Raw genomic sequence first — 25,850 nt, 5'->3', positions numbered from 1 at the left:
AGCGAAAGATAGGACTATACCATTAAAGCAAAACAAAACACAAGTGCCGGCGTGCAGACCGGCACCATGCTGGGCGATGTCGACGGCGTCGTGCTGGGACACCGGGATGGACACGGCTTCGTCCGCCGGGACGATGGGGAGGGGGACATTTACCTCTCGCCGCAGGAGATGCGCGCGGTGTTGCACCGCGACCGGGTGCGGGTGCGCATCTTGCGCCTGGACCGCAAGGGGCGGCCCGAGGGGCGGGTGCTCGACATCCTGGAGCGCCGCAAGGCGCCGATCATCGGTCGGCTTCTCTTCGAGAACGGCGTCTGGCTGGTGGCGCCGGAAGACAAGCGCTATGGCCAGGACATCCTGATCCCGAAGAACGGCATTGCCAATGCGGCGGCCGGGCAGGTGGTGGCGGTCGAGCTGACCGAGCCGGCCTCGATGTACTCGCAGCCTGTGGGGCGGGTCAGCGAGGTGTTGGGGGAGATCGACGACCCGGGCATGGAGATCGAGATCGCGGTGCGCAAGTACGAGGTGCCGCACCGTTTCTCGCCCGAAACCCTGTCCCAGGCCGCGGCCCTGCCCGACAAGCTCAAGGCGGCCGACCTGAAGCAGCGGGTGGACCTGCGCGACGTGCCCTTCGTGACCATCGACGGCGAGGATGCACGCGACTTCGACGATGCCGTCTATTGCGAGCCTTTCACCACGGGACGCGGTGCGAAGGCCGTCAAGGGCTGGCGTCTGCTGGTCGCCATCGCCGATGTCTCCCACTACGTGACGCCGGGCGCGCCGCTGGACCGGGATGCCTACGAGCGGGCCACTTCCGTCTACTTCCCGCGCCGGGTGATCCCGATGCTGCCGGAGAAGCTCTCCAACGGCCTGTGCTCGCTCAATCCCGAGGTGGATCGACTGACCATGGTCTGCGACATGGTGGTGAGCGATGTGGGCGAGGTGACGGCCTACCAGTTCTATCCGGGGGTGATCTGCTCGCACGCGCGGCTGACCTACACCGAGGTGGCGGCCGCGCTGACCAACAGCCGGGGGCCGGAGGCCGCCAAGCGCAGTGCGCTGATGCCGCAACTGCTGGACCTGCACGAGGTCTACCGCGGTCTGCTCAAGGCGCGTGAACGGCGCGGCGCGGTGGACTTCGACACCACCGAGACACAGATCGTCTGCGATGAGAACGGCCGCATCGAGAAGATCGTGCCGCGGGTGCGCAACGAGGCCCACCGTCTGATCGAGGAGGCCATGCTGGCCGCCAATGTCTGCGCGGCGGATTTCATCAACCAGCACCAGCACCCGTGTTTGTTCCGCGTGCACGAAGGGCCGACGCCCGAGAAACGGCTGACGCTGCAGAACTATCTCAAGACGCTGGGCATCGGCCTGTCCTTGAGCGAGGAGCCCACGCCGGCCGAGTTCCAGGCCATCTCGGTGGCCACCAAAGACCGGGTGGATGCGGTGCAGATCCACACCATGTTGTTGCGGACGATGCAGCAGGCGCTCTACACGCCGGTCAACAGCGGCCACTTCGGGCTGGCCTATGACGCTTACGCCCACTTCACCAGCCCGATCCGGCGTTATCCGGATCTGCTGGTGCACCGGGTGCTCAAGGCCATTCTGGCAGGCAAGCGCTACCACCTGGGAAAGGGCGAACTGGGCCCGGCACCCGCCCGCAAGAACGGCAAGCTGACCAAGGTGCAGCAGGCGGAGGCCGAGCGTTGGGAAGCTGCCGGCGAGCATTGCAGCGCGAACGAACGGCGGGCTGACGAGGCCTCTCGGGATGTGGAGGCCTGGCTGAAGTGCCGCTACATGCGCGAGCGCCTGGGTGAGGAATTCAGCGGCACCGTCACCGCGGTCACCAGCTTTGGCGTGTTCGTCACCCTGGATGCGCTGTATGTCGAAGGCCTGGTGCACATCACCGAGCTGGGCGGCGAGTACTTCCGCTACGACGAGGTGCGGCAGGAACTGCGTGGCGAGCGCACCGGCCTGCGTTATGTCATCGGTACCCGCGTGCGCATCCAGGTCAGCCGGGTCGACCTGGACGGCCGACGCATCGACTTCCGCATGGTGCGCGATGGGGAGCTGGCAGGCGCCTCAGCGTCTCGGAAATCTACCGGCACAGGGCGCGGCAACCGACGGGCGGTGGACGAACTGGCCGAGGTTGAACAGGCCGACCGCAGTCACAAGCGCGCCGCCAAGGCCGCCCGAAAGGGGAGCCGGCCGGCTGCGGTCAAGCCGCAGGCTGCGGTGGCCGCGCCCGCCTCGGCCGCCGCGCCGGGGGCTTCCCGCAAGACCGGCGTGGGACGCAAGTCCGGCAGCAAGCGGCGCTGAGGCGACCGCGCTGCGCTTTCAGGCCGCTTCGGGCGCCTGAAGCGCAGCCGCCATGGCTTGAATCAGGTCGCCGGCCAGCAAGGGCAGGCGGGGATGCGGGATCCGCTGTTCGGCAGCCCGGCCATGCAGCCAGGCGGTGGCCGCTGCGGTGTCGTGGGCCTGCTGCACCGGGTCGCCCTGCTCAGGCTGGGCCGCCCAGGTGGCGCCCAGCCAGCCGGCCAGCACATCGCCGCTGCCCGGGGTTGCCAGTGCCGCGTGGCCTGTGGGGTTGATCCAGGTGGCGCCGCCAGGGGCGCTGATCACGGTGCCCGAGCCCTTGAGCAACACCACGGCCTGGAACCGCTTGGCCAAGGCGCAGGCCTGGGCGATGCGATCGCCCTGGATCTGGGCCACGGTCAGGCCGGCCAGACGGGCGGCCTCGAGCGGGTGGGGGGTGAGCACGGTGGCCAGGCTCCGGGAGGCCCGCTGTTGCAGCGCCTGCTGCAGGGCCGGGGCCTGCGCGATGGCGTTGAGGGCGTCGGCATCCAGCACCAGCCGGTGGGCGCGGTGCAGGACCTGGGGGAGCACCTCGGCCACGGCCTCTCCGCCGCCGCAGCCGCACACCACGGTGGCCTGTTCCAGCACGCCGTCGGCCTGCCAGCCACTGGCGGGCCGGAACATCAGCTCCGGATGGATCGGATCCCAGTGGCTGCCCGGGCGCTCATCGAGCAGGCTCACATACACGCGCCCCGCACCGCCCGTCAGGCCCGCCCGTCCCGCCAGGAAGGCAGCGCCGGTCATGCCAGGGGCTCCGGCCAGCACCCACAGGTCGCCGAAGCTGCCCTTGTGTTGCTGATGCAGCCGCAGGGGCCACAGATGGCGAGCCCGGGTCTCCTCGGTGAGCCGGGCCGTGGGTGGGATGCGGTCGATGTCTTGGCCTGCGGCCAGGTCGTCCCACCACACCGTGCCAGCCACGTCCTGGCCAATGCCGGTGAACAGGCCGGGTTTCAACGTCAGCAGCGAGACGGTGGCGGTGGCGCGCACCACGGCACCGCCGGTGCTTTGGCCAGTGTCGCCATCCAGGCCGGTGGGCAGGTCCACGGCCAGCACGGGGCCGGCCTGGCGGTTGCACCAGGTGACCAGTTCGCCCAGGCGGCCGGCGGGCGGGCGCCGCTGGCCCAGCCCCAGCAGGGCGTCAATCACCAGGCGAGGCGGGGCGTCCTGTGCGGCCTCGTCCGGCGGTGTGTCGCAGAACAGCACGCCAGCGGCCAGAGCGGCAGCATGGGCCTGGCACGCGTCGGGGGGCAGGGTATCGGCCTGGCCGGTGAACACCACGCGCACGGTGTGGCCGTGCCGATGCAGCCAGCGTGCCGCCACCAGACCGTCACCCCCGTTGTTGCCGGGGCCGCACAGCACCCAGAAGGTGCCGGTGGGGCGACCCAGCGCCAATGCCAGCCGGGCCACGGCCAATCCGGCACGGGCCATCAGGGCACCGGCCGCAGGCTGTGTGGCCAGGGCCAGGGTTTCGATCTGGCGCGAGGTCTGGCTGTCGTGCAGGGCGGGGGTGGGCAGCGCGGACACAGGCCGCGGCATCGGTGCGCAAGTCATGCCCGCAGTGTGGCCTGCACCGCCTCGCCTGTCACGATGTGCCTGGGCTCAACGCCAGCGTTCGCAGGACAGCAGCTGCAGGTCGTCCGCGATGGCCTCGCCCTGCAGGGCGTCGGCCAGGGCGAGGGCGCTGCCCCCGGCCAGGGCGCTGCCCTGGTCGCCGTGGCCCAGGTTCAACCACACGCCCGTCCAGGGGCTGGCGCCCAGTACCGGCGCGTCATCGGGCAGGCTGGCGCGCTGGCCCTGCCAGGCCTGCACCTGTGCGCCGTGTCCCGCCTCCGGGAACCAGCGTTCAAGCGCGGCGTACATGCGGGTCTGGGCGCGGAGCGACGGGCGCCCTTGTGCATCGGGGGCCAGCCAGGGGTCGGTGATGCGCACCCGCACGCCCAGCCGCGACAGGGTCAGCCCCTGGGTGGACTCGGTCACCGCCCCTTGGGGGCCGGGGTCGGGCATGGCCTCGGGCAGCGACAGCGGCGCCGTCAGCGAGGCGCCCGGGCGTGCGAACAGCGGCAGGCGCAGTCCCAGCGACTGGAGGGCGGCCGATGATGCGGTGCCCATGCAGAGAACCACCGCGTCGAAGCGGGTCTCGCCGCTGCGGGCTTCGCCCAGGTGCTGCCAGCGCAGCGTGGCAGGCCGGCCCGCCACGATTTGGCTGACCTCGGTCCCCAGGTGGAAGACGGTGCCGAGCTGCTGGGCGACTGCGCGCAGCTGTTGGGCGAGTTGGCGCCCATTGATGACGCGGACTTCGGGCAGATAGAGACCACCAGCGGGTGGCGCCTGCAGTTGCAGTGCGGGTTCCACGGCACCCAGCTCCTTCGGGGTCAGGAGCCGGTAGGGCAGGCCCAGCGCGTCCAGATGGTTGGTGTCCGCCGCATCTTGTCGCAGGCTGCGCGCATCCGGGCGCAGGATCAGCCAGCCCTGGCGCTGCTCGAACTCCAGCCGGTGGGAGCTGGTCAGCGCGTCGAGCCATTGCTGCCCCTGCTGACCCAGCCGGACCAGGGTCTGCTGACGCTCGCGCCAGACCGGCGCCTTGCGGGCCTGGGCCTGTCGGCGGGCCCAGTGGTTCCAGGGCGCACGTTGGCGCCAGTCGGGGTGCAGGCCCAGGCTGGGCAGCACCGTCGGGCACCACAGTCCGGCACCGGCGAAGCTGGATTCCGCCGCGATGCCGCTGCGCTGGTCGAACACCTCGACCCGATGGCCGCGCAGGCTGAGTTCTAGCGCCGTGCTGACACCGATCAGCCCGGCACCCACGATGCCAATGTGCACTTCAAAGACTCCTGGACGGCGAAAGAGAAGAAGAAGAAACCGCGGCGCGCACGGGCGCCATCCGGAGGCGGAAACGGATCGGGAACCGGGAAAGCATCGGTAGGCTGCGGGTGGGCTGACAGGGTCGGAACCCGTGCGCCAGCGCCTGAGGTGCTTCCGCCGGCATCCGTTCGTGGAGGCAGCGGTGAGCGCCAACCCGGCATCGCGTTGTTGACAGCTGGCATTGTGCCTTGCGTTTGGATACCGATCCTGCCGCGCGGCCAGTCAGCGTGTCGTCAAAGGGTGGGTGGTCTCTGCTATACTCTTGCGGTTTACTTGTGGCCCTCGGCTGAGGGCTCGGGTGGCAGGCGGTGGCCATGGTGGCGCTGCCTCAACTGCGAAACCGGCGTCTCAAGGTGTCGCGTTCCTCCGCTGAGAAGCTCGCGGGGGCGTGATCAAGGCCGGTCTTCTAGATTCAACCTTTGGAGTTTTCCATGTCCTCCGTTTCTATGCGCGAAATGCTGGAAGCTGGTGTCCACTTCGGCCACCAAACCCGCTTCTGGAACCCGAAGATGGCCCCGTTCATCTATGGGCATCGCAACAAGATCCACATCATCAACCTCGAAAAGACGCTGCCGAAGTTCGAGGAAGCCCTGAAGTTTGTCCGTCAACTGTCGGCCAAGCGCGGCACCATCCTGTTCGTGGGCACCAAGCGTCAGGCGCGTGACGTGGTGGCCCTGGAAGCTGCCCGCTGTGGCATGCCCTACGTCGACCAGCGTTGGCTGGGCGGCATGCTGACCAACTTCAAGACGGTCAAGGGCTCGCTGAAGAAGCTCAAGGACATGCAGGCCCAGAAGGACTCTGGCGCCGAAATGCGCATCAAGAAGGAAGCGCTGCTGTTCGACCGCGAGCTGGCCAAGCTGGAAAAGGACATCGGCGGCATCCAGGACATGGGCGCGCTGCCGGACGCCATCTTCGTGATCGACGTGGGCTTCCACAAGATTGCCGTGGCCGAAGCCCAGAAGCTGGGCATCCCGGTGGTCGGCGTGGTGGATACCAACCACTCGCCCGATGGCGTGGACTATGTGATCCCCGGCAACGATGACTCGGCCAAGGCGGTGGCGCTGTACGCCAAGGCGATGGCTGACGCCGTGCTGGAAGGCAAGGCCAACGCGGCCACCGAACTGGTGCAGGCCGTGGCGGCCGACGGTGACGAATTCGTCGAAGTCAGCGAAGAAGCCTGAGCAGGGCGCATCGCGCCAATGACCAAGGGGCTGCTACAGCCCCTTTTTCATACCCCCGAAACGATTTCTGATTGAACCTCGGGTGGTTCGTCGAACCACCTCTTACGGAGAAAGAAACATGGCTGCTATTACCGCAAGCATGGTTGCCGAACTGCGCGCCAAGACCGATGCCCCGATGATGGAGTGCAAGAAGGCCCTGACCGAGGCTGAAGGCGACCTGGGCCGTGCCGAGGAAATCCTGCGCGTCAAGCTGGGCAACAAGGCCGGCAAGGCCGCTTCGCGCGTGACGGCCGAAGGCGTGGTGGCCGCCGCGGTGGACGGCGATGTCGGCGCGATGGTCGAGATCAACTGCGAAACCGACTTCGTCTCGAAGAACGATTCCTTCCTGGCGTTCGCGAAGTCCTGTGCCGAACTGGTGGCCAAGCACAACCCGGCCGATGTGGCCGCGCTGTCGGCCCTGCCGCTGTCGCAGGACAGCTTCGGCCCGACCGTGGAAGACGTGCGCAAGGGCCTGATCGGCAAGATCGGCGAGAACATGTCGATCCGTCGCTTCCAGCGCTGGGCCGAAGGCGGCAAGCTGGCCAACTACCTGCACGGCACCCGCATCGGCGTGATGGTCGAGTACACCGGTGACGACACCGCCGCCAAGGACGTGGCCATGCATGTGGCCGCGATGAAGCCGGTGGCCCTGTCGTCGGCTGACGTGCCGAGCGATCTGATCGAGAAGGAACGCAAGATCGCTGCCGAGAAGGCGGCCGAATCGGGCAAGCCGGCCGAGATCGTGGCCAAGATGGTCGAGGGTTCGGTGCAGAAGTTCCTGAAGGAAGTCTCGCTGTTCAACCAGCCCTTCGTGAAGAACGACAAGCAGACCGTCGAGCAGATGCTCAAGGCCGCCGAGACCTTGGTGAAGGGCTTCACCCTGTACGTGGTGGGCGAAGGCATCGAGAAGAAGACGGACGACTTCGCCGCCGAAGTGGCTGCCCAGGTGGCCGCTGCCAAGGGTCAGTAAGCCGACCCGGCGCGCGGCGGCCTCGCCTTGAGGCGCGTCGCGTGTCCTTCCCGATTCACGAGATCCACGCCCTGAGGAATCCATGCCAGCCTACAAGCGCATCCTGCTCAAACTCTCCGGTGAAGCCCTGATGGGGGACGATGCCTATGGCATCAACCGCGCGACCATCGTCCGGATGGTCAAGGAAGTGCAGGAAGTGACGGACATGGGCTGCGAAGTGGCCGTGGTGATTGGCGGCGGCAACATCTTCCGTGGTGTGGCCGGCGGCTCGGTGGGCATGGACCGTGCCACCGCCGACTACATGGGCATGCTGGCCACGGTGATGAACTCGCTGGCCCTGGCCGACACGATGCGCCAGGAAGGCATGACCGCCCGCGTGATGTCTGCCATCTCGATCGAGCAGGTGGTGGAGCCCTATGTGCGGCCCAAGGCGCTGCAGTACCTGGAAGAGGGCAAGGTGGTGATCTTCGCCGCGGGTACCGGCAACCCCTTCTTCACCACCGACACCGCGGCGGCGCTGCGGGGGGCAGAGATTGGCGCCCAGGTGGTGTTGAAGGCCACCAAGGTGGATGGTGTGTACACCGCCGATCCGAAGAAAGATCCCTCGGCCACCCGCTACAGCCAGATCAGCTTCGACGAGGCCATCTCCAAGAACCTGCAGGTGCTCGACGCCACCGCCTTTGCGCTGTGCCGTGACCAGAAGCTGCCGATCAAGGTCTTTTCCATCTTCAAGCCCGGTGCCCTCAAGCGAGTGGTGCTGGGTGAGGACGAGGGCACGCTGGTGCACGTCTGAGTCTCTTCTGAACGCGAACGATCATGACCATTGCTGACATCAAGAAGACCGCCGAGACCAAGATGGCCAAGTCGGTCGAAGCGCTGAAGAACGAACTGCAAAAGATCCGGACCGGCCGGGCTCACCCGGGTATCCTGGATCAGGTGCATGTCGAGTACTACGGCTCGATGGTGCCGCTGAGCCAAGTGGCCAACCTGAGCCTGCTGGACGCCCGCACGATCAGCGTACAGCCCTGGGAAAAGGGCATGGGGGCGAAGATCGAGAAGGCGATTCGCGAATCCGATCTGGGCCTGAACCCGGCCTCGCAAGGCGACCTGATCCGGGTGCCGATGCCGGCCCTGACCGAGGAGCGCCGCAAGGAACTCACCAAGCTGGCCCGCGGTGAGGGCGAGGATGCCAAGGTGGCCGTGCGCAACCTGCGTCGCGATGCCAACGAACACCTGAAGAAGCTGCTCAAGGACAAGGCGATCACCGAGGACGACGAGCGCCGTGCCCAGGATGACGTCCAAAAGCTGACCGACCGCACCATTGCCGAGATCGACAAGACGGTGCAGTCGAAGGAAGCCGACATCCTGGCCGTCTGATCGGGATGAGCACCTCCATGGCGCTTGCTTCACCGGAGGCTGCCGGTGTGCCGCGGCACGTGGCCATCGTGATGGATGGGAATGGGCGGTGGGCGCGCAAGCGTTTCATGCCCCGCATCTTCGGCCACAAGTACGGCATGGAGACGGTGGTCCGGGTGATCGACCACTGCCAGAAGCGCGGGGTCGAGTACCTCACCGTGTACGCCTTCTCGTCTGAAAACTGGAAGCGGCCCGAGGATGAGGTGTCCGGGTTGATGAACCTGGTGCTGGTCGGGATCTCCAAGTACCTGGCCAAGCTGGCCTCGCGGGGCGTGCGCATCCATGTGGCGGGTGACCGCAGCAAGGTGTCCGAGCGCGTGCGCCAAGCCTGGCACGAGGCAGAAGAGCACACCCGTCATAACACTGGCCTGCATGTGACGGTGGCTTTCAACTACGGTGGACGCTGGGACATCGTCCAGGCCTGCCAGCGCGCCCTGGCGGACGGCGTGGCGCCTGAGGCCCTGTCTGAAGAGGCCTTGTCGCGCTACATGGCGCTGTCCTATGCGCCCGATCCAGACCTGTTCATCCGCACCGGCGGGGAAGTCCGCATCAGCAACTTCCTGCTCTGGCAGCTGGCGTATGCCGAGTTGTACTTCACCGACTGTCTGTGGCCCGATTTCGACGAGCATGAGCTCGATCAGGCCTTTGCCGACTATGCGCGCCGGGACCGCCGCTTTGGCGGCGTGAAGACCGGCGCGGCGTCGGGACCTTCCGCCTGAACGGCCTGACATGCTGATCCAACGAATCATCACGGCGCTGGTCCTGCTGGCGCTGCTGCTGCCTGCCCTGGTGGCGGACAGCCCCTGGCCCTTTGCACTGCTGACCCTGGCCCTGCTGGGCGCGGGTGGTTGGGAATGGGCCCGCCTGAACGGCTGGCATGGCGTCCAAGCCTGGGCCACCGGGGGGGGGGTGGTGGCATTGTGCGGCTTGGGGGCCTGGGCTGGCTGGGCCCAGCAGGCGCCGGCCGTGGTCTGGTGGGCGGCCACGATCTGCTGGGCGCTGGGGGGCAGCGTGGGGCTGCGCAGTGGGCCAGAGGCTTGGCCGCATCTGCCGCGCACGGCCCGCTGGCTCATCGGTGTGGTGGTGCTGGCGGCGGCCTGGTTGGCCTTCAGCGCGGCGCGCTCCCAAGGCTTGAACTTTCTGCTGTCCGCCTTGTGCCTGGTCTGGATGTCGGACATCGCGGCCTATTTCGGCGGCAAGACCTGGGGGCGCCACAAGTTGGCCGTCACCATCAGCCCGGGCAAGACCTGGGAAGGCGCTCTCACCGGCGCGGTCGGCGTGGGCCTGCTGGCGCTGGCCTGGGTGGGCATTGAGCGTTGGCAGGGCTGGGCGGGCAGCAGTCTGTTCGACCGCCTGTGGCAGTCCCTGGGGAGCGTCGGGGCCGTCCTGGCGCTGGCCGCGTTGGTCGCCCTGGGGATCATGGGGGACCTGCTGGAGTCGCTGGCCAAGCGGGCGGCAGGCATGAAGGATTCGAGTGGCCTGTTGCCGGGCCACGGTGGGGTGCTGGACCGTGTGGATGCCCTGTTGCCCGTGCTGCCGGCCGTGATGGCCCTGGCCAGCCTGTGAGGATGAAGATCATGACGACACGGCAGCGGCTGTGCATCCTGGGGTCGACCGGTTCGATCGGCACCAGCACCTTGGACGTGGTGGCCCGCCACCCGGCGCGGTATGAGGTCGTCGCGCTGACGGCCCACACGCGCGTGGATGAGTTGCTGGCGCAATGTCGGCAGTGGAGGCCGCGCTGGGCGGCCATGAGCGATGCCGCGTCGGCCCAGCGCCTGCAGCAGCAGATCCGGGCCGAGGGCCTGCGCACCGAGGTGCTGGCGGGCCCACAGGCGCTGGTGGACCTGGCGGCGCACCCGGAGGTGGACAGCGTGATGGCGGCCATCGTCGGCGCCGCCGGTCTGCCGTCCTGCATGGCCGCGGCGCGCTCGGGCAAACGGCTGTTGTTGGCCAACAAGGAGGCACTGGTGGTGGGGGGGGCGCAGTTCATCGCCGCGGTGCGCGAGGGCGGGGCCCAGTTGCTGCCGATCGACAGCGAGCATTCGGCCATCTTCCAGTGCCTGCCCGAAGACCGCAGTGCCTGGGCGCAACGCGTCGACCACATCGTGCTGACGGCGTCGGGCGGCCCCTTCCGCCAGCGCGAGCCGGCCAGCCTGCGGGATGTGACCCCGGACCAGGCCTGTGCCCATCCCAACTGGGTGATGGGCCGCAAGATCTCGGTCGATTCGGCCACCATGATGAACAAGGCGCTGGAGGTGATCGAGGCCAAGTGGCTGTTCGACCTGCAGCCTGAGCAGGTGCAGGTGGTGATCCATCCACAGAGCATCATCCACTCGATGGTGGTCTGCCGCGACCAGTCGGTGCTGGCCCAGCTGGGCACGCCGGACATGCGGGTGCCGATCGCCTATGGCCTGTCCTTCCCGGAGCGCATCGCGTCAGGGGCGTCGGCCCTGGACTTGCTGGCCCTGAAGTCGCTCACCTTTGAGGCCCCGGAGCGTGCCCGTTTCCCGGGCCTGTTCCTGGCCTGGGAGGCTCTGGCGGGGCCGCATGGCAGCACGGCCGTGCTCAATGCGGCCAATGAAGAAGCGGTGGCGGCCTTCCTGGCCCGGCAGATTCGCTTCACCGACATCCATGGGGTGGTGGCGCGCACCCTGGAACTTGAGGTGCCTCGCCTGAGTCTGTCCCTGGACGTGCCGGTGGAAGCCCTGATCGAACTGGACGGGCAAGCCCGCCGCGCGGCCTGCAACGTCATCGCGCAGCTCCACTGACCCATGCTCATCACCCCGCTGGCCTTCCTGTTGACGCTGGGCGTGCTCATCGTCGTGCACGAGTACGGCCACTACCGGGTGGCGCGTTGGGCTGGGGTCAAGGTACTGCGCTTCTCCATCGGTTTCGGACGGGTGCTCTGGCGGCGTTCCTCGGCGGACGGGGTTGAGTTCACGATCTCGCTGCTGCCGCTCGGGGGTTATGTGCGCATGCTCGACAGCCGCGAGGGGCCGGTGGCCGAAGCGGAGGCGGCGCAGGCGTTTGATCGCCAGCCCTTGCGGCGTCGGGTGGCGATCGTGGCGGCCGGCCCGGTGGCCAACCTCGTGCTCGCCGTGGCGCTGTACGCCGGGGCGTCCTGGTGGGGCACCTGGGAGGCCGTGCCGGTGCTGGCCTCGCCGCCCGCAGACAGCCTGGCGGCGCAAGCCGGCATCCAGGCGGGAGAGCGCGTCCAGTCTTACAGCGTGGGCGAGGCCGGCTGGCAGCCGGTGCGGTCCCTGACGGACGTGCGCCGCGCCGTCACCCAAGGTGTGCTGGAGGGGCAACCGGTGGCGCTGGAGCTCAGCGACCGGGACGGGGGGCATCGCCGCGTGGCGCAATTGCCGCTGCAGAACCTGGCCGGCACCGAGCTGGATGCCCAGCTGATCCGCCGGATCGGCGTGGGCAGCGCCTACAGCGAGCCGGTGCTGGGCGAGGTCCAGCCGGGCGGACCGGCGGCGCGGGCCGGCCTGCAGGCGGGAGATCGGGTGCTGGTCATCGATGGCCGGACGGTGGTCGACGCCCAGTTTCTGCGTGAGCAGATCCGCCTGGCCGGCGCGCGCGAAAGCACCGTGATGCAGTGGCAGATCGAGCGCGGCGGGCAGCGGCGCACGCTGGCGGTGCAGCCGAGGCAGGTCGATGAGAAAGGCACCGGCCCCATTGGCCGCATCGACGCCTATGTGGGGCAACCGCCTGCGACGGTGCTGGTGCGCCTGGGGCCGGTGGAAGGTCTGCAGCAGGGGCTGCAGCAGACCTGGGACACGGCATGGACCAGCCTTCGGATGCTGGGGCGGATGGTGGTGGGGCAGGCCTCGCTGCGCCAGCTCAGTGGCCCGCTGACGATTGCCGATTACGCGGGCCAGTCCATCCAGCTGGGGCTGGCCTATTACCTGGGCTTTCTGGCGATGATCAGCGTCAGTCTGGGGGTTCTGAACCTGCTGCCCCTGCCCATGCTCGACGGTGGTCACCTGCTATATTACGTGTTCGAGGGGGTGACCGGCCGTCCGGTCCCGGACCAATGGCAGGCTTGGCTGCAACGCGGCGGTGCCATCGTGCTGCTGCTGCTGATGTCCATTGCCCTATCCAACGATGTGGCCCGCTTGCTGGGCCTGTAGTGACAATCCTTCCGATGCGATCTTCCCCTCTTGAGCGCTGGCTGCGGCCGGTTCCCGCTTGCGTGGCTTTGTTGACTGTCGCGCATGCCCCCCAGGCGCTCGCGGTCGAGCCTTTCGACATCGCTGACATCCGTGTGGAAGGGCTGCAGCGCAGTGATCCAGGCAGTGTGTTTGCGGCCCTGCCTTTCCGGGTGGGCGACAGCTACACCGACGACAAGGCCGCTGCGGCCCTGCGGGCCTTGTTCGCGACGGGCTTGTTCAAGGACGTGCGCATCGAACTGGATGGCCGCGTCGTGGTGGTCGTGGTCCAGGAACGGGCCTTCATCGCCACGGTGAACTTCAGCGGCTTGAAGGAGTTCGACAAGGACACCTTGGTCAAGGCCCTCAAGGACAACGGCATCAGCGAGGGGCAGCCTTACGACAAGGCGGTCATCGACCGGGCCGAACAGGAGATCAAGCGGCAGTACCTGTCGCGCAGCTATTACGGTGCGCAGGTGGTGACCACCGCGACGCCGATCGAGCGCAACCGGGTGGATGTGACCTTCAATGTGGTGGAAGGCGGCGTGGCCAAGATCCACGACATCCACATCCAGGGTGCGCATGCTTTCGATGAATCGACCCTGCTGGGTCTGATGGACCTGACCACCAGCGGTTGGCTGACCTGGTACACCAAGTCCGATCGGTACGCCCGGACCAAGCTGAACGCCGACCTGGAGAAAATCCGCTCCTACTACCTGAACCGGGGTTATCTCGAGTTCGAGGTCAAGTCGACCCAGGTGACGATCTCGCCGAACAAGCAGGACATCGACATCGGCATCACGATCGATGAAGGGCTGCCCTACACGGTGGCGGGTGTCCGGCTGGAGGGCAGTTTCCTGGGCAAGGACGACGAGTTCAAGTCACGCGTGTCGATCAAGCCCGGCGAACCCTATCGTGGGGATGACGTCACCGCCACGGTGCGGCGCTTCACCGACCTCTATGCCGCCTACGGCTATGCCTTTGCCAAGGTGGAGCCTCAGCCGGAGCTGGACCGCAAGACCGGGCAGGTGGTGGTCGTGCTGCGTGCCACGCCGGGGGTGCGGGTGAATGTCCGTCGCATCAACATCGCGGGCAACACCATCACCCGGGACGAGGTGATTCGACGCGAATTCCGTCAGTTCGAATCGGCCTGGTACGACGGCAACCGCATCAAGCTCTCGCGGGACCGGGTGGAGCGGCTGGGTTATTTCGAGGATGTGAACTTCGACACCAACGAGGTGCCCGGCGCGCCCGACCAGGTGGACCTGACGCTGAACGTGAAGGAAAAGCCCACCGGCAGCCTGAACCTGTCTGCGGGTTATTCCAGCGCGGATCGCCTGTCGTTGTCGGCCTCGATCAGCAAGGACAACATCTTCGGTTCGGGCAATTCGCTGTCCTTCGGGGTGAACACGGCCAAGTCCAGCCGGTCGCTGGCGGTCAGCACCGTCGACCCTTACTTCACCGACGATGGCGTGTCGCGTGCGATCGACGTCTACTACCGACAGTCCAAGCCGTACAACAGCCGGGGCAGTTCCTACGATCTGGCCACCCCGGGGGTGTCGATCCGTTTTGGGGTGCCGTTCACCGAAGTCGACACGGTGTATTTCGGCGTCGGGGCGGAAGCCACCATCATCGGCACGTCCAAGGGCTTGCCGCTGAGCTACACCAAGTTTGCCGATGAATTCGGCACCCACAGCTGGGACATGCCGTTCACCATCGGCTGGGCGCGTGAAGAGCGTGACAACCCGATGACGCCCACCCGTGGGCGCTACCAACGCGTCAACATCGACTTCAGTCTGGTGGGCGATGTGCGCTATGCGCGGATGAACGGCCAGATCCAGCAATACCTGGGTGTGCCGTACTTCCCGCGCCTGACGCTGGGGCTGAACGCCGAGCTGGGCGTGGGCACGGGTTTGAGTGGCCGTTCCTATCCGGTCTTCAAGAACTACTACGGTGGTGGCCTGGGATCGGTGCGCGTGTTCGAGCAGAACTCCTTTGGCACGACCGACGTGACGGGGGCCTACATCGGTGGCAACAAGAAATTCAACGCCAATGCGGAGTTGTATTTCCCGGTGCCGGGAACCGGCAACGACAAGAGCCTGCGTATCTTTGCCTTTGCCGATACCGGCAATGTCTGGGGCGTGTCGGAGACGGCGCATCTGGATGACCTGCGCGTGTCCGCCGGTTTCGGCCTCAGCTGGATTTCGCCGGTGGGGCCGCTGAAGATGAGCTACGGCATTCCGGTGCGTGCCTTCAGCAGCGATAAAATCCAACGATTCCAGTTTCAGATCGGAACATCCTTTTAATGATGACCTCGCTTGTGAAATCTGTGCTGGCCTGTGCGGCCCTGTCCCTGGCCGTCGGTGCATCGGCTCAGGAGTTGAAGATTGGCTACGTGAATGCCGAGCGGGTGCTGCGTGAGGCAGTTCCGGCCAAGGCGGCTCAGGCGCGTCTGGAAGCCGAGTTCAAGAAGCGGGAGTCCGAGATCAACGACACCGGCACCAAGCTGCGTGCCGACATGGACAAGCTCGACAAGGAAGCGCCGACCCTCTCCGAGAGCGAGCGCACCCGCCGGCAGCGCGACCTGACCGAGCAACAACGCGACTTCGAACGCAAGCGCCGTGAGCTGATGGAAGACCTCAATCAGCGCAAGAACGAAGAATTGGCCGCGGTGACCGAACGTGCGAGCAAGGTCATCAAGCAGATCTTCGAGCAGGAAAAGTACGATGTGATCCTGCAGGAGGTGGTGTTTGCCAGCCCGCGCGTGGACATCACCAAGAAGGTGATCGACGCTCTGAACGCTGGCAAGTGAGAAAGGCCGTCCTACCATGAACTCTCTGCCGGGCGTGGCCGCTCCGGTCCGCTTGGCTGACATTGTTCAGGATCTGGGCGGCGAACTCATTGGCGATGGCGCGACTGCCATCTGCCGTCTGGCCTCGCTGGAGGCTGCCGATGCCGCCAGCATCAGCTTTCTGGCCCAGGCCAAGCTGAAGCCCCTGCTGCAGACCACCGAGGCGGCCTGTGTGATCGTCCGCCCCGAGTGGCGTGACGAGGCCGCCGCCCGGGGCGCCGTCATCGTGACGGCCGATCCCTACCTCTACCATGCCCGTTTGACCGGCTGGTGGGCCAAACGCTTCCGCCCGGCTCCGGTGGCCGGCGTTCATCCGTCGGCGGTGATCGGCGAAGGGGTGCAGATCCATCCCTCCGCGTCGGTCGGGCCGCTGGCCTTCATCGGCGACGGGGCGGTGATCGGCGAGGGTGTGGTGATCGGCGCCCAATGCCATGTGGGCGCGCGCGCCCAGGTGGGGGCCTTCACGGTCTTTGCGCCGCGGGCGATGTTCGGCGAAGGCTGCCTGATTGGCCAGCGCGGCAAGTTGCAGAGTGGCGCCGTGGTCGGCTCCGATGGCTTTGGCTTTGCTCCATCCCCTGCGGGCTGGCAGAAAATTGAGCAGATGGGCATCGTGCGCATCGGTGACGATGTGGACATCGGGGCCTGCACCTGCGTGGACCGCGGTGCGCTGGACGACACCGTGCTGGGCAACGACGTCAAGCTGGACAACCTGATTCAGATCGCCCACAACGTGCAGATCGGTGACCACACGGCCATGGCCGGCTGCGTGGGCGTGGCCGGCAGCGCCCGCATCGGCGCGCGTTGCACCTTTGGTGGCGCGGCGATGATCAGCGGGCATTTGCAGATCGCAGACGATGTGCATGTCACCGCCGGCAGCTTGGTCATGGCCTCCCTGATGAAGCCGGGGCATTACACCGGCTTTTTCCCCATTGATGAAAACAGCAACTGGGAAAAGAACGCAGCCACGCTGCGCCAGTTGCACACCCTGCGCAGCCGCGTGCGCGCGCTCGAGAAGAAGCTCACACCATGACAAGCACAATGGACATCCACGACATCCTCAAGCGCCTGCCGCACCGCTACCCTTTCCTGCTGGTGGACCGGGTACTGGAGCTGGAAAAGAACGTGCGCGTGCGGGCGATCAAGAACGTCACGATCAACGAGCCCTTTTTCACGGGGCATTTTCCGCATCGTCCGGTCATGCCGGGGGTGCTGATCCTGGAAGCCATGGCCCAGGCCGCTGCGCTGCTGTCCTTCGCTTCGGTGGACCAGTATCCAGGCGAGGACACGGTGGTTTACTTCGCCGGCATCGACGGCGCGCGTTTCAAGCGGCCGGTGGAGCCGGGCGATCAGCTGATCCTGGAGGCGACCATCGAGCGTGCCAAGGCGGGCATCTACAAGTACAGCGCCCGTGCGCTGGTGGGTGAGGAACTCGCCGCGGAAGCCTCGCTGATGTGCGCGGTGCGCAATATCACCTGAGCAGGGAGGCGCGGCGATGGCCAGCATCCATTCCACAGCCCTGGTCGACCCGGCCGCTGAACTGGACAGTTCGGTGAGCGTCGGGCCCTACGCGGTGATCGGCCCCCAGGTCCGCATCGGGGCCGGCTCCACCGTCGGGGCGCATTGCGTCATCGAGGGCCGCACCACCATCGGTCGCGACAACCGGTTCTTCCAATTCAGCTCCATCGGCGCGGTGCCGCAGGACATGAAGTACGCGGGCGAAGACACCGAGTTGGTGATCGGCGACCGCAACACCGTGCGCGAGTTTTGTACCTTCAACGCCGGTACCGTGCAGGATGGTGGCGTGACCCGGGTCGGCTCCGACAACTGGATCATGGCCTATGTGCATGTGGCCCATGACGTGCAACTGGGCAGCCACTGCGTGCTGGCCAACAACGCCACGCTGGCCGGCCATGTGCATGTGGGCGACTGGGCCACCATCGGTGGGCTGAGCGGTGTGCACCAGTTCGTCAAGATCGGCGCGCACGCGATGATCGGCTTCCAAGGCCATGTGGCGCAGGATGTGCCTCCGTTCATGACGGTGGACGGCAACCCGCTGACCGCGCGGGCGGTGAACCTGACCGGTCTGCGCCGGCGCGGCTTCTCGACCGAGCGGCAGGGCGTGATCAAACAGATGCACAAGCTGCTCTACCGCAGCGGGCTCACGCTGGCCCAGGCCCAGGAAGCGATTGCCGGCCTGCGCGGGCAGGTGCCCGAGGCCGACGGGGATGTGGACGCCATGCTGTCCTTCCTGGCCGCCGCCGAGCGCGGCATCGTGCGCTGAGGTGCCGGGCACTCTCGCACCGGTCCAGGCACCTCGCATCGGCATGGTGGCCGGCGAGGCGTCCGGTGACCTGCTGGCCAGCTTGTTGCTGCAGGGGCTGCATGCACGCTGGCCCGGGCTGAACGCCGCCGGGATCGGCGGGCCGCGCATGCAGGCCCAGGGCTTCGAGGCCTGGTGGCCCAGCCACAAGCTGTCGGTCTTCGGGTATGTGGATGCGCTGCGCCATTACCGCGAGCTGCTGGGCATCCGCACCCAGTTGCGTGACCGCCTGCTGGTACAGCGGCCTGACGTGTTCATCGGGGTGGACGCGCCGGACTTCAATTTCGGCCTGGAGCAACCGCTCAAGGCCCAGGGCATTCGCACGGTGCACTTCGTCTGCCCCTCCATCTGGGCCTGGCGCGGGGGGCGGGTGAAGAGGCTCGCCGCCGCCGCCGACCATGTGCTGTGCCTGTTTCCGTTCGAGCCGGCCTTGCTGGCCGAGCATGGCGTGGCCGCCACCTTCGTGGGGCATCCGATGGCGGACGAGATTCCGCTGGAGGTGCCTCAGGCGGCTGCCCGTGCGACCCTGGGCCTGGGGCAGGACGACACCGTGGTGGCCTTGCTGCCGGGGAGCCGGCGCAGCGAGCTGCGCTACATCGGCCCGTCGCTGCTGCAGGCGGCGGTGCGGATGGCGGCTCAGCGCTCTCGCCTGCGGTTTGTGCTGCCGATGGCACCGGGGCTGGAGGCGGAGGTGCAGGCCCTGGTGGCGCAGCATGCGCCCGCCCTCGATCTGCAATGCCTGCCGGGACGTTCGCACGAGGTGCTGGCGGCCTGTGATCTCACACTGATCGCGAGCGGCACCGCCACGCTGGAGGCCGCACTGTTCAAACGGCCGATGGTCATCACCTACCGCATGCACTGGCTGAACTGGCAGTACATGCGGCACATGGCCTACCTGCCCTGGGTGGGCCTGCCCAACATCCTGCTGCGGGACTTCGCGGTGCCGGAGCTGCTGCAGCACGACGCCACGCCCGAGGCGCTGGCCCGCGAAGGTCTGGCCTGGCTGGACGATGCGGCCCGCCGCGAGCGCCTGCAGGCCCGTTTCACCGAACTTCACCACACGCTGCGTCAGGACACGGCGCGCAAGGCCAGCGATGCCATCGCGCAAGTCCTCGGCGCCTGAACAAATGATGCTGCCCTTTGATGTACCCGGCCTGGTGGCCGGCGTGGACGAGGCCGGCCGTGGCCCCTTGGCCGGGCCGGTCGTGGCTGCCGCCGTGATCCTGGACGACCTGCATCCGATCGAGGGCCTACGCGATTCCAAGCAGCTCACGCCGCGCCGGCGCGACCGGCTCTACGACGAGATCCGGGCCAAGGCCTTGTGCTGCTGCATCGCCGAGGCCAGTGTCGAGGAGATCGACCGCCTCAACATCTTGCACGCCACGATGCTGGCCATGCGCCGGGCGGTGGAGGGCCTGCGCCTGCCCCCGGCCAAGGTGCTGGTCGATGGCAACCGACTGCCGGTGCTGAAGGTGCCGGGCGAGGCGATCGTCAAAGGCGACACCAAGGTGCCGGCCATCTCGGCTGCCTCCATCCTGGCCAAGGTGCACCGGGACCGCCTGTGCGAGGCCATGCACGCCCAGTGGCCGGCCTATGGCTTTGCCACCCACAAGGGCTACCCGACGCCCGAGCACCTGGCGGCCTTGCGCGACCTGGGCGCGGCGCCGGTGCATCGGCGCAGCTTTGGCCCGGTGCGGGCGGCCTTGGAGGCGCAGGCATGAGCGACACCGGTTCCGCGCCGCGCGAGGCGCAGCCCGTCACCTCGCGGGACAACCCGCTGCTGCAGCGCATCCGCAAGCTGTCGGCCGATCCCGGGGCCTACCGCAAGCTTGGACAGGTCTGGCTGGAGGGCGATCATCTGGTGAGCGCGGCCCTGGCCCGAGGCTGGATGCTGGACGCGCTGGTGATGAGCGACCAGGCCTGGACGGCCCGCGCCGATTGGCAGTCATGGAGCGACCAGGCCCGGCGCACGGTGCAGGTGCCGGCGGAGCTGTTCCGCCAGCTGGGGACGCTGGAGTCGCCGGTCTCGGTGGGGGCGCTGGTCACGCTGCCGCCCGCTGCGGCGATTGCGCCAGGGGTCTTCACCCTGGTGCTGGACCGCCTGCAGGACGCGGGCAACGTCGGCAGCATCCTGCGCAGCGCGGCGGCCTTTGGCGTTCACCAGGTGCTGGCGCTCAAGGGCACGGCGGCGTTGTGGTCGCCCAAGGTGATGCGGGCCGGCATGGGGGCCCATTTCGGCCTGCATCTGGTCGAGGGCCTGGCGACGGACGCCGTGGCCGAGCTGGGGGTGCCACTGCTGGCCACCAGCTCGCACGCCGGGCTGGTGCTGGGGCAGTCACCGCTGCCACACCCTTGTGGCTGGGTGCTGGGGCACGAGGGGCAGGGCATTGCGCCCGCCCTGATGGCCCGCTGCACCCACACGGTCAGCATTCCCCAGCCAGGGGGCGAGGAATCCCTCAACGTGGCCGCCGCCGCGGCGATCTGCCTCTTCGCCAGTGCGACCGGCGTGATCCAGCCGGCACGCTGAGCCTTCTCCCTCAGACCGTGTGGTCGGAGAGCACGTCGCGCAGAATGGTGGCGGCGATCTCCTCAATCGACTTGTGGGTTGAGCTGAGCCAGTGGATGCCGCTGCGCTTCATCAGCTTCTCGGCTTCCTTGACCTCGTAGCGGCAGTTTTCGATCGATGCGTAGTGGCTGTCGGGGCGGCGTTCGTTGCGGATGTGGGCCAACCGCTCCGGGTCGATGGTCAGCCCGAAGCACTTGTGCTTGTAGGGTGTGAGCGAGGAGGGCAGGTGACCGCGCTCGAAGTCCTCGGGGATCAGTGGGTAGTTGGCGGCCTTGATGCCATGCTGCATGGCCAGGTACAGCGAGGTCGGGGTCTTGCCGCTGCGGCTCACCCCCACCAGGATCACGTCGGCGGCCTCCAGGTTGCGCGAGGACTGGCCGTCGTCATGGGCCAGCGAGAAATTGATGGCCTCGATCCGGTCGTTGTATTCCTGGCTGCGGGCGATGTCGGAGAAGCGGCCCACCCGGTGGTTGGACTTGAGGCCGAACTCGCGTTCCAGCGGCTCCACGAACGACTGGAACAGGTCCATCACCAGCCCCTTGCAGTCGCTGCTGTTGAGCACGCTGCGCACATCCAGCCGGGCCAGTGTGATGAAGACGATGGGGCGGCGTCCTTCGGCGGCGGCCACCGTGTTGATTTCCGTCACCACCTTGTGGGCCTTGTCGATGGTGTCGATGAAGGGCCGCCGCACGTGGCGGGGTTTGGCCGAGAACTGTGCCAGGATGGAGTGGCCGAAGGTTTCTGCCGTGATGCCGGTGCCATCAGAGACATAAAACACAGTGCGATTGGGCATGTAGGCAACCTTTTGTCGAGTGTCGAGGCCAATCATAGGCATTCCGTCCGTAGAATTCGGGGATCTTCGCCACGATGGCGCGGGCTGTGTGACGGAAATCCGTCAGTGGTCTGCCCGGATCGGCGCTCTGCCAGGCCAGAACAACCATCACATGCCTGGGGGGAAGCGCGTCGGGTCCGGTCGTGTCGTGGCGGCACCGGTTTTTTGTCATCAAGGAGCTTTCATGTCCCACAACTTCTCGGACACCGCACTGGTCGTCCCCTTTGAACATCTGAGGATGACCGACGTCGAGACCGTCGGCGGCAAGAACGCCAGCCTCGGCGAGATGATCAGCCAGCTGGCCGAGGCCGGCGTGCGCGTGCCGGGGGGCTTTGCCACCACCGCCCATGCCTTCCGCGCCTTCCTGGCCCACGGTGGCCTGACCGACAAGATCAGTGCCCGTCTGGCCGCGCTGGACATCGAGGATGTGCGTGCCCTGGCCGAAGCTGGCGCCGAGATCCGCAAGTGGGTGGAAGACGCGCCGTTCCCGCCTGACTTCGAGGCTGCCGTGCGCGCCGAGTACGAACGTGTCTCGGCCGGTTCGCCCGACGCCAGCTGGGCCGTGCGATCCTCGGCCACGGCCGAGGATCTGCCCGACGCCTCCTTCGCCGGTCAGCAGGAGACCTTCCTGAACGTGCATGGCATTGAGGATGTGCTGCACAAGATGAAGGAGGTCTTCGCCTCCCTCTACAACGACCGCGCCATCAGCTACCGCGTGCACAAGGGCTTCGCCCATGACGTGGTGGCTCTGTCGGCTGGCGTGCAGCGCATGGTGCGTTCCGACCTGGGTGCGGCCGGCGTGATGTTCACCATCGACACCGAGTCCGGCTTCAAGGACGTGGTCTTCGTCACCTCCAGCTATGGCCTGGGCGAGACGGTGGTGCAGGGCGCGGTGAACCCCGACGAGTTCTACGTGCACAAGCCGGCGCTGGAAGCCGGCAAGCTGGCGGTGATTCGCCGCACGCTGGGCTCCAAGCTGATCAAGATGACCTTCGCCTCGCCCGAGGAGAAGGCCGCCAGCGGCAAGCTGGTCAAGACCGAAGACACCCCGCCGGAGCAGCGCAACCGTTACTCGCTGAGCGACGCCGACGTCACCGAGCTGGCCCGTTACGCGATGATCATCGAGAAGCACTATGCCCGCCCGATGGACATCGAGTGGGGCAAGGACGGTGTGGACGGCAAGCTCTACATCCTGCAGGCCCGTCCCGAGACCGTGCGCAGCCAGGCCGAGAACCAGGTCGAGCATCGCTACAAGCTCAAGGGCCACAGCACGGTGCTGGCCGAAGGCCGTGCCATCGGGCAGAAGATCGGTACCGGCCCGGTGCGCCTGGTCAGCTCCATCACCGAGATGGACCGCGTGCAGCCTGGTGATGTGCTGGTCACCGACATGACCGACCCCAACTGGGAGCCAGTGATGAAGCGCGCCAGCGCCATCGTGACCAACCGCGGCGGCCGCACCTGCCACGCGGCGATCATCGCGCGTGAACTGGGCATCCCGGCCGTGGTGGGTTGCGGCGACGCGACCGAGAAGCTGGCCGACGGTGCCCTGGTGACCGTGGCCTGCTCTGAAGGCGACACCGGCTACGTCTACGACGGTCTGCTGGAAACCGAAGTGACCGAGGTGAGCCGTGGCGAGATGCCGCACAGCCCGGTCAAGATCATGATGAACGTGGGCAATCCCCAGCTGGCCTTCAACTTCGCCCAGTTGCCCAACTCCGGTGTCGGCCTGGCCCGCCTGGAGTTCATCATCAACAACAACATCGGCATCCACCCGAAGGCCATCCTCGACTATCCCAATGTCGACCCGGACCTGAAGAAGGCGGTCGAGTCGGTGGCCCGGGGCCACGCTTCGCCGCGCGCCTTCTACGTGGACAAGCTGGCCGAGGGCATCGCCACCATCGCCGCAGCCTTCTGGCCCAAGGCGGTCATCGTGCGCCTGTCGGACTTCAAGTCCAACGAGTACAAAAAGCTGATCGGTGGCTCGCGCTATGAGCCGGACGAAGAGAACCCCATGCTGGGCTTCCGCGGTGCCTCCCGCTACATCAGCGGCGAGTTCACCGACGCCTTCGGCATGGAGTGTGAGGCCTTGAAGCGCGTGCGCAACGACATGGGCCTGACCAACGTCGAAATCATGGTGCCGTTCGTGCGCACGGTGCGTCAGGCCGAGCGTGTCATCGACCTGCTGGCCAAGCGTGGTCTCAAGCGCGGTGAGAACGGCCTGCGCGTCATCATGATGTGCGAGGTGCCCAGCAACGCCATCCTGGCTGAGCAGTTTCTGCAGCACTTCGACGGTATGTCCATCGGCTCGAACGACCTGACCCAGCTGACCCTGGGCCTGGACCGCGACTCCGGCCTGGAGCTGCTGGCCGAGGACTTCGACGAACGTGATCCGGCTGTGAAGGCCATGATCTCGCGCGCCATCGCGGCCTGCCGTGCCACCGGCAAGTACATCGGCATCTGCGGGCAGGGCCCCAGCGACCATCCCGATTTCGCCCAGTGGCTGGCGGATGAGGGCATCGTCTCGATCTCGCTGAACCCCGATTCGGTGGTCGAGACCTGGACGCTGCTGGCCAAGAAGGCCAGCTGAGCAGGCCGATCCAGGGGGGGGCCTCTCGCAAGAGGCTTCCTCACCATGGCACAGGCCGGGTTTGCCCGGCCTGTTTCATTGGGGCTATAATCATCGGCTTTCCCCTTGCTGTCCAAGGTTCATCGACGCGCCTGGGCAGCTTCCGTCCCGCATCCGAAAGGGACATCCCGCAAGGGACCACGGAAACCACAAGGAGTTTTCATGCGTCACTATGAGATCGTTCTGCTGATCCATCCGGATCAAAGCGAACAAGTTCCGGCCATGCTGGAGCGTTACAAGGGCCTCGTCACCGCAGGCGGCGGCAAGGTTCATCGCGTGGAAGACTGGGGCCGCCGTCAGCTGGCCTACATGATCCAGAAGCTCGCCAAGGCGCATTACCTGTGCCTGAACATCGAGTGCTCGGGTGAAATCCTGAACGAGCTGGAAACTGGCTTCCGCTTCAACGATGCCGTGCTGCGTCACCTGACCGTCAAGATGGACAAGGCTGAAACCGCCCCCTCCATCATGATGAAGTCGGTCGAGAAGGAAGAAGCCCGCAAGGCTGCCCAGGAATCCGCCGCCTGAACCCGCCAGGTTCGGTTCGGTCACTGACTCTGCCATGAACCGTCTGGTTCTCGCAGCCCAGGTGATCGAACGTGGTGCGCTGCGTTACACCCCCGCCGGTCTGCCGGCCCTGGATCTGACCTTGCAGTCGGATTCGGAGGTCACCCAGAACGGCTTGCCTCGCAAGGTATCTCTCCAGATCCGTGCGGTGGCGATTGGAGACATCACCCGCCCGGCGCTGACGCTGGTGCTGGGAGTTCCGGCCCAGTTCGCCGGCTTCCTGGCTCCCTCGCGCAACGGCAAAGGGGTGGTGTTCCATGTGACGAGCATCGCTGCGCCCGAACCTGCATCGCAACCCGGATAGAAATTCAGAGGTCATCATGCCCCCGTCAAAGTCCCGTTTTTCGAAGGACCGTCGTCCCAAGCGCAACCAGCAATCGCTGCTGTTCCGCCGCAAGAAGTTCTGCCGCTTCACCGTCGCCGGTGTCGAGCACATCGACTACAAGGACGTGGATCTGCTGCGCGATTTCGTGGGTGAAAACGGCAAGATCACGCCGGCCCGCCTGACCGGTACCCGTGCCTTCTTCCAACGTCAGCTGACCAACGCCATCAAGCGTGCCCGCTTCCTGGCCATGCTGCCGTACAGCGACCAACACAAGGTCTGATAGGAGAGCCCACCATGCAAATCATCCTGCTGGAAAAAGTGGCCAACCTGGGCAACCTGGGCGACATCGTCAAGGTCAAGGACGGCTACGCCCGCAACTTCCTGATCCCGACCAAGCTGGCCCGTCGTGCCACGGATGTCGCGATCAAGGAATTCGAAGCCCGCCGTGCCGAGCTGGAGAAGGTGGCGGCTGAGAAGCTGGCCGCCGCCCAAGCCGTGGGCGAGAAGCTGGCTGGCCTGACCGTCACCATCGCTCAGAAGGCCGGTGTGGACGGCCGTCTGTTCGGCTCGGTCACCAACCATGACATCGCTGAAGCTCTGGGCAAGTCCGGTTTCGAGATCCCCAAGGCGCAGGTGCGCATGCCCAATGGCCCGCTGAAGGCCGTGGGCGAGTTCCCCGTCAGCGTGGCGGCCCACACCGACGTGGTGGTGGACATCACCGTGAAGGTGGTTGCCGAAGCCGAATAATCCGGTTTTCGCCACCATCCACAGGGGCCGGTCTTGACCGGC

Annotated in this window: 25 protein-coding genes; 22 read left to right on the top strand and 3 right to left on the bottom strand. The window is 66.7% G+C overall.

Annotated features, from left to right (window positions below; all coding sequences use genetic code 11):
- Positions 1-66: 66 nt before the first annotated feature.
- Positions 67-2,319 (top strand): ribonuclease R, encoded by a 2,253-nt coding sequence (rnr, locus tag KGA65_RS13620; RefSeq protein WP_375142645.1) that lies wholly within the window; start codon positions 67-69, stop codon positions 2,317-2,319.
- A gap of 18 nt (positions 2,320-2,337) precedes the next feature.
- Here the strand turns inward: rnr and KGA65_RS13615 are convergent, their stop codons facing one another.
- Together KGA65_RS13615 and KGA65_RS13610 are read right to left on the bottom strand one after the other, a co-directional pair.
- On the bottom strand, positions 2,338-3,891 hold the full coding sequence (locus tag KGA65_RS13615; RefSeq protein WP_225863672.1) for an NAD(P)H-hydrate dehydratase: 1,554 nt from the start codon (positions 3,889-3,891) through the stop codon (positions 2,338-2,340).
- 63 nt (positions 3,892-3,954) lie between these two features.
- Entirely contained in the window at positions 3,955-5,172 is a 1,218-nt protein-coding gene (locus KGA65_RS13610) for an NAD(P)/FAD-dependent oxidoreductase (protein ID WP_225863671.1), read from the bottom strand.
- A gap of 473 nt (positions 5,173-5,645) precedes the next feature.
- Between KGA65_RS13610 and rpsB the strand changes: the two genes are divergently transcribed.
- From rpsB to KGA65_RS13530, 16 genes are all read left to right on the top strand, one after another.
- Positions 5,646-6,395, top strand: a complete 750-nt coding sequence (rpsB, locus tag KGA65_RS13605; RefSeq protein WP_225863670.1) for a 30S ribosomal protein S2 — start codon at positions 5,646-5,648, stop codon at positions 6,393-6,395.
- 118 nt (positions 6,396-6,513) lie between these two features.
- On the top strand, positions 6,514-7,404 hold the full coding sequence (gene tsf / locus KGA65_RS13600) for a translation elongation factor Ts (RefSeq protein WP_225863669.1): 891 nt from the start codon (positions 6,514-6,516) through the stop codon (positions 7,402-7,404).
- A gap of 82 nt (positions 7,405-7,486) precedes the next feature.
- Positions 7,487-8,197, top strand: a complete 711-nt coding sequence (gene pyrH / locus KGA65_RS13595; protein ID WP_225863668.1) for a UMP kinase — start codon at positions 7,487-7,489, stop codon at positions 8,195-8,197.
- 23 nt (positions 8,198-8,220) lie between these two features.
- Entirely contained in the window at positions 8,221-8,781 is a 561-nt protein-coding gene (gene frr / locus KGA65_RS13590) for a ribosome recycling factor (RefSeq protein WP_225863667.1), read from the top strand.
- A 17-nt stretch (positions 8,782-8,798) separates the two neighbouring features.
- Positions 8,799-9,539, top strand: coding sequence for an undecaprenyl pyrophosphate synthase (uppS, locus tag KGA65_RS13585; RefSeq protein WP_225863666.1), 741 nt, complete (start codon positions 8,799-8,801; stop codon positions 9,537-9,539).
- Between the two features lie 10 nt (positions 9,540-9,549).
- Complete coding sequence (locus tag KGA65_RS13580) at positions 9,550-10,386, top strand: phosphatidate cytidylyltransferase (protein ID WP_225863665.1); 837 nt, start codon at positions 9,550-9,552, stop codon at positions 10,384-10,386.
- Positions 10,387-10,397: 11 nt separating this feature from the next.
- On the top strand, positions 10,398-11,591 hold the full coding sequence (gene ispC / locus KGA65_RS13575; protein WP_225863664.1) for a 1-deoxy-D-xylulose-5-phosphate reductoisomerase: 1,194 nt from the start codon (positions 10,398-10,400) through the stop codon (positions 11,589-11,591).
- Positions 11,592-11,594: 3 nt separating this feature from the next.
- Positions 11,595-12,959: an RIP metalloprotease RseP gene (gene rseP, locus KGA65_RS13570; protein WP_225863663.1), complete on the top strand. Its 1,365-nt coding sequence runs from the start codon at positions 11,595-11,597 to the stop codon at positions 12,957-12,959.
- A gap of 14 nt (positions 12,960-12,973) precedes the next feature.
- Positions 12,974-15,283 (top strand): outer membrane protein assembly factor BamA, encoded by a 2,310-nt coding sequence (bamA, locus tag KGA65_RS13565; protein WP_225863662.1) that lies wholly within the window; start codon positions 12,974-12,976, stop codon positions 15,281-15,283.
- Positions 15,283-15,789 (top strand): OmpH/Skp family outer membrane protein, encoded by a 507-nt coding sequence (locus KGA65_RS13560; RefSeq protein WP_225863661.1) that lies wholly within the window; start codon positions 15,283-15,285, stop codon positions 15,787-15,789. The genes bamA and KGA65_RS13560 overlap by 1 nt, the downstream gene beginning before the upstream one ends.
- A gap of 16 nt (positions 15,790-15,805) precedes the next feature.
- On the top strand, positions 15,806-16,858 hold the full coding sequence (gene lpxD, locus KGA65_RS13555; RefSeq protein WP_225863660.1) for a UDP-3-O-(3-hydroxymyristoyl)glucosamine N-acyltransferase: 1,053 nt from the start codon (positions 15,806-15,808) through the stop codon (positions 16,856-16,858).
- The gene (gene fabZ / locus KGA65_RS13550; protein ID WP_026096745.1) at positions 16,855-17,304 is read left to right on the top strand and encodes a 3-hydroxyacyl-ACP dehydratase FabZ; all 450 of its coding nucleotides are present in this window, start codon (positions 16,855-16,857) and stop codon (positions 17,302-17,304) included. Before lpxD ends, fabZ begins: the two co-directional genes overlap by 4 nt.
- A gap of 16 nt (positions 17,305-17,320) precedes the next feature.
- The gene (gene lpxA, locus KGA65_RS13545) at positions 17,321-18,109 is read left to right on the top strand and encodes an acyl-ACP--UDP-N-acetylglucosamine O-acyltransferase (protein ID WP_225863659.1); all 789 of its coding nucleotides are present in this window, start codon (positions 17,321-17,323) and stop codon (positions 18,107-18,109) included.
- Positions 18,110-18,152: 43 nt separating this feature from the next.
- Positions 18,153-19,271 (top strand): lipid-A-disaccharide synthase, encoded by a 1,119-nt coding sequence (lpxB, locus tag KGA65_RS13540; protein WP_225864107.1) that lies wholly within the window; start codon positions 18,153-18,155, stop codon positions 19,269-19,271.
- Positions 19,243-19,869, top strand: a complete 627-nt coding sequence (rnhB, locus tag KGA65_RS13535) for a ribonuclease HII (protein WP_225863658.1) — start codon at positions 19,243-19,245, stop codon at positions 19,867-19,869. The genes lpxB and rnhB overlap by 29 nt, the downstream gene beginning before the upstream one ends.
- Positions 19,866-20,675 carry a TrmH family RNA methyltransferase gene (locus KGA65_RS13530; protein WP_225863657.1) on the top strand — a complete coding sequence of 270 codons (810 nt, stop codon included), beginning with the start codon at positions 19,866-19,868 and terminating at the stop codon, positions 20,673-20,675. Before rnhB ends, KGA65_RS13530 begins: the two co-directional genes overlap by 4 nt.
- A 10-nt stretch (positions 20,676-20,685) precedes the next feature.
- On the opposite strand, the gene ppsR is transcribed toward KGA65_RS13530, so the two are convergent.
- Positions 20,686-21,507, bottom strand: coding sequence for a posphoenolpyruvate synthetase regulatory kinase/phosphorylase PpsR (gene ppsR, locus KGA65_RS13525; protein ID WP_225863656.1), 822 nt, complete (start codon positions 21,505-21,507; stop codon positions 20,686-20,688).
- A gap of 223 nt (positions 21,508-21,730) precedes the next feature.
- On the opposite strand from ppsR, the gene ppsA reads away from it, so the two are divergent.
- The 5 genes from ppsA (at position 21,731) to rplI (ending at position 25,808) form a co-directional block, all read left to right on the top strand.
- The gene (gene ppsA, locus KGA65_RS13520) at positions 21,731-24,133 is read left to right on the top strand and encodes a phosphoenolpyruvate synthase (RefSeq protein WP_225863655.1); all 2,403 of its coding nucleotides are present in this window, start codon (positions 21,731-21,733) and stop codon (positions 24,131-24,133) included.
- Between the two features lie 201 nt (positions 24,134-24,334).
- Positions 24,335-24,697, top strand: a complete 363-nt coding sequence (gene rpsF / locus KGA65_RS13515; RefSeq protein WP_225864106.1) for a 30S ribosomal protein S6 — start codon at positions 24,335-24,337, stop codon at positions 24,695-24,697.
- Between the two features lie 34 nt (positions 24,698-24,731).
- Positions 24,732-25,040 (top strand): primosomal replication protein N, encoded by a 309-nt coding sequence (gene priB / locus KGA65_RS13510; RefSeq protein WP_225863654.1) that lies wholly within the window; start codon positions 24,732-24,734, stop codon positions 25,038-25,040.
- A 16-nt stretch (positions 25,041-25,056) separates the two neighbouring features.
- On the top strand, positions 25,057-25,341 hold the full coding sequence (rpsR, locus tag KGA65_RS13505; protein WP_225863653.1) for a 30S ribosomal protein S18: 285 nt from the start codon (positions 25,057-25,059) through the stop codon (positions 25,339-25,341).
- Between the two features lie 14 nt (positions 25,342-25,355).
- Entirely contained in the window at positions 25,356-25,808 is a 453-nt protein-coding gene (rplI, locus tag KGA65_RS13500) for a 50S ribosomal protein L9 (RefSeq protein ID WP_225863652.1), read from the top strand.
- The last annotated feature ends 42 nt before the right edge of the window (positions 25,809-25,850 follow it).

The organism is Ideonella benzenivorans, from assembly GCF_020387415.1.
In the GTDB taxonomy this organism is placed as follows: Bacteria; Pseudomonadota; Gammaproteobacteria; order Burkholderiales; family Burkholderiaceae_C; genus Ideonella; species Ideonella benzenivorans.
The sequence above is the reverse complement of the archived record's forward strand: the minus strand, read 5'-3'. Positions and strand labels throughout refer to the sequence as shown.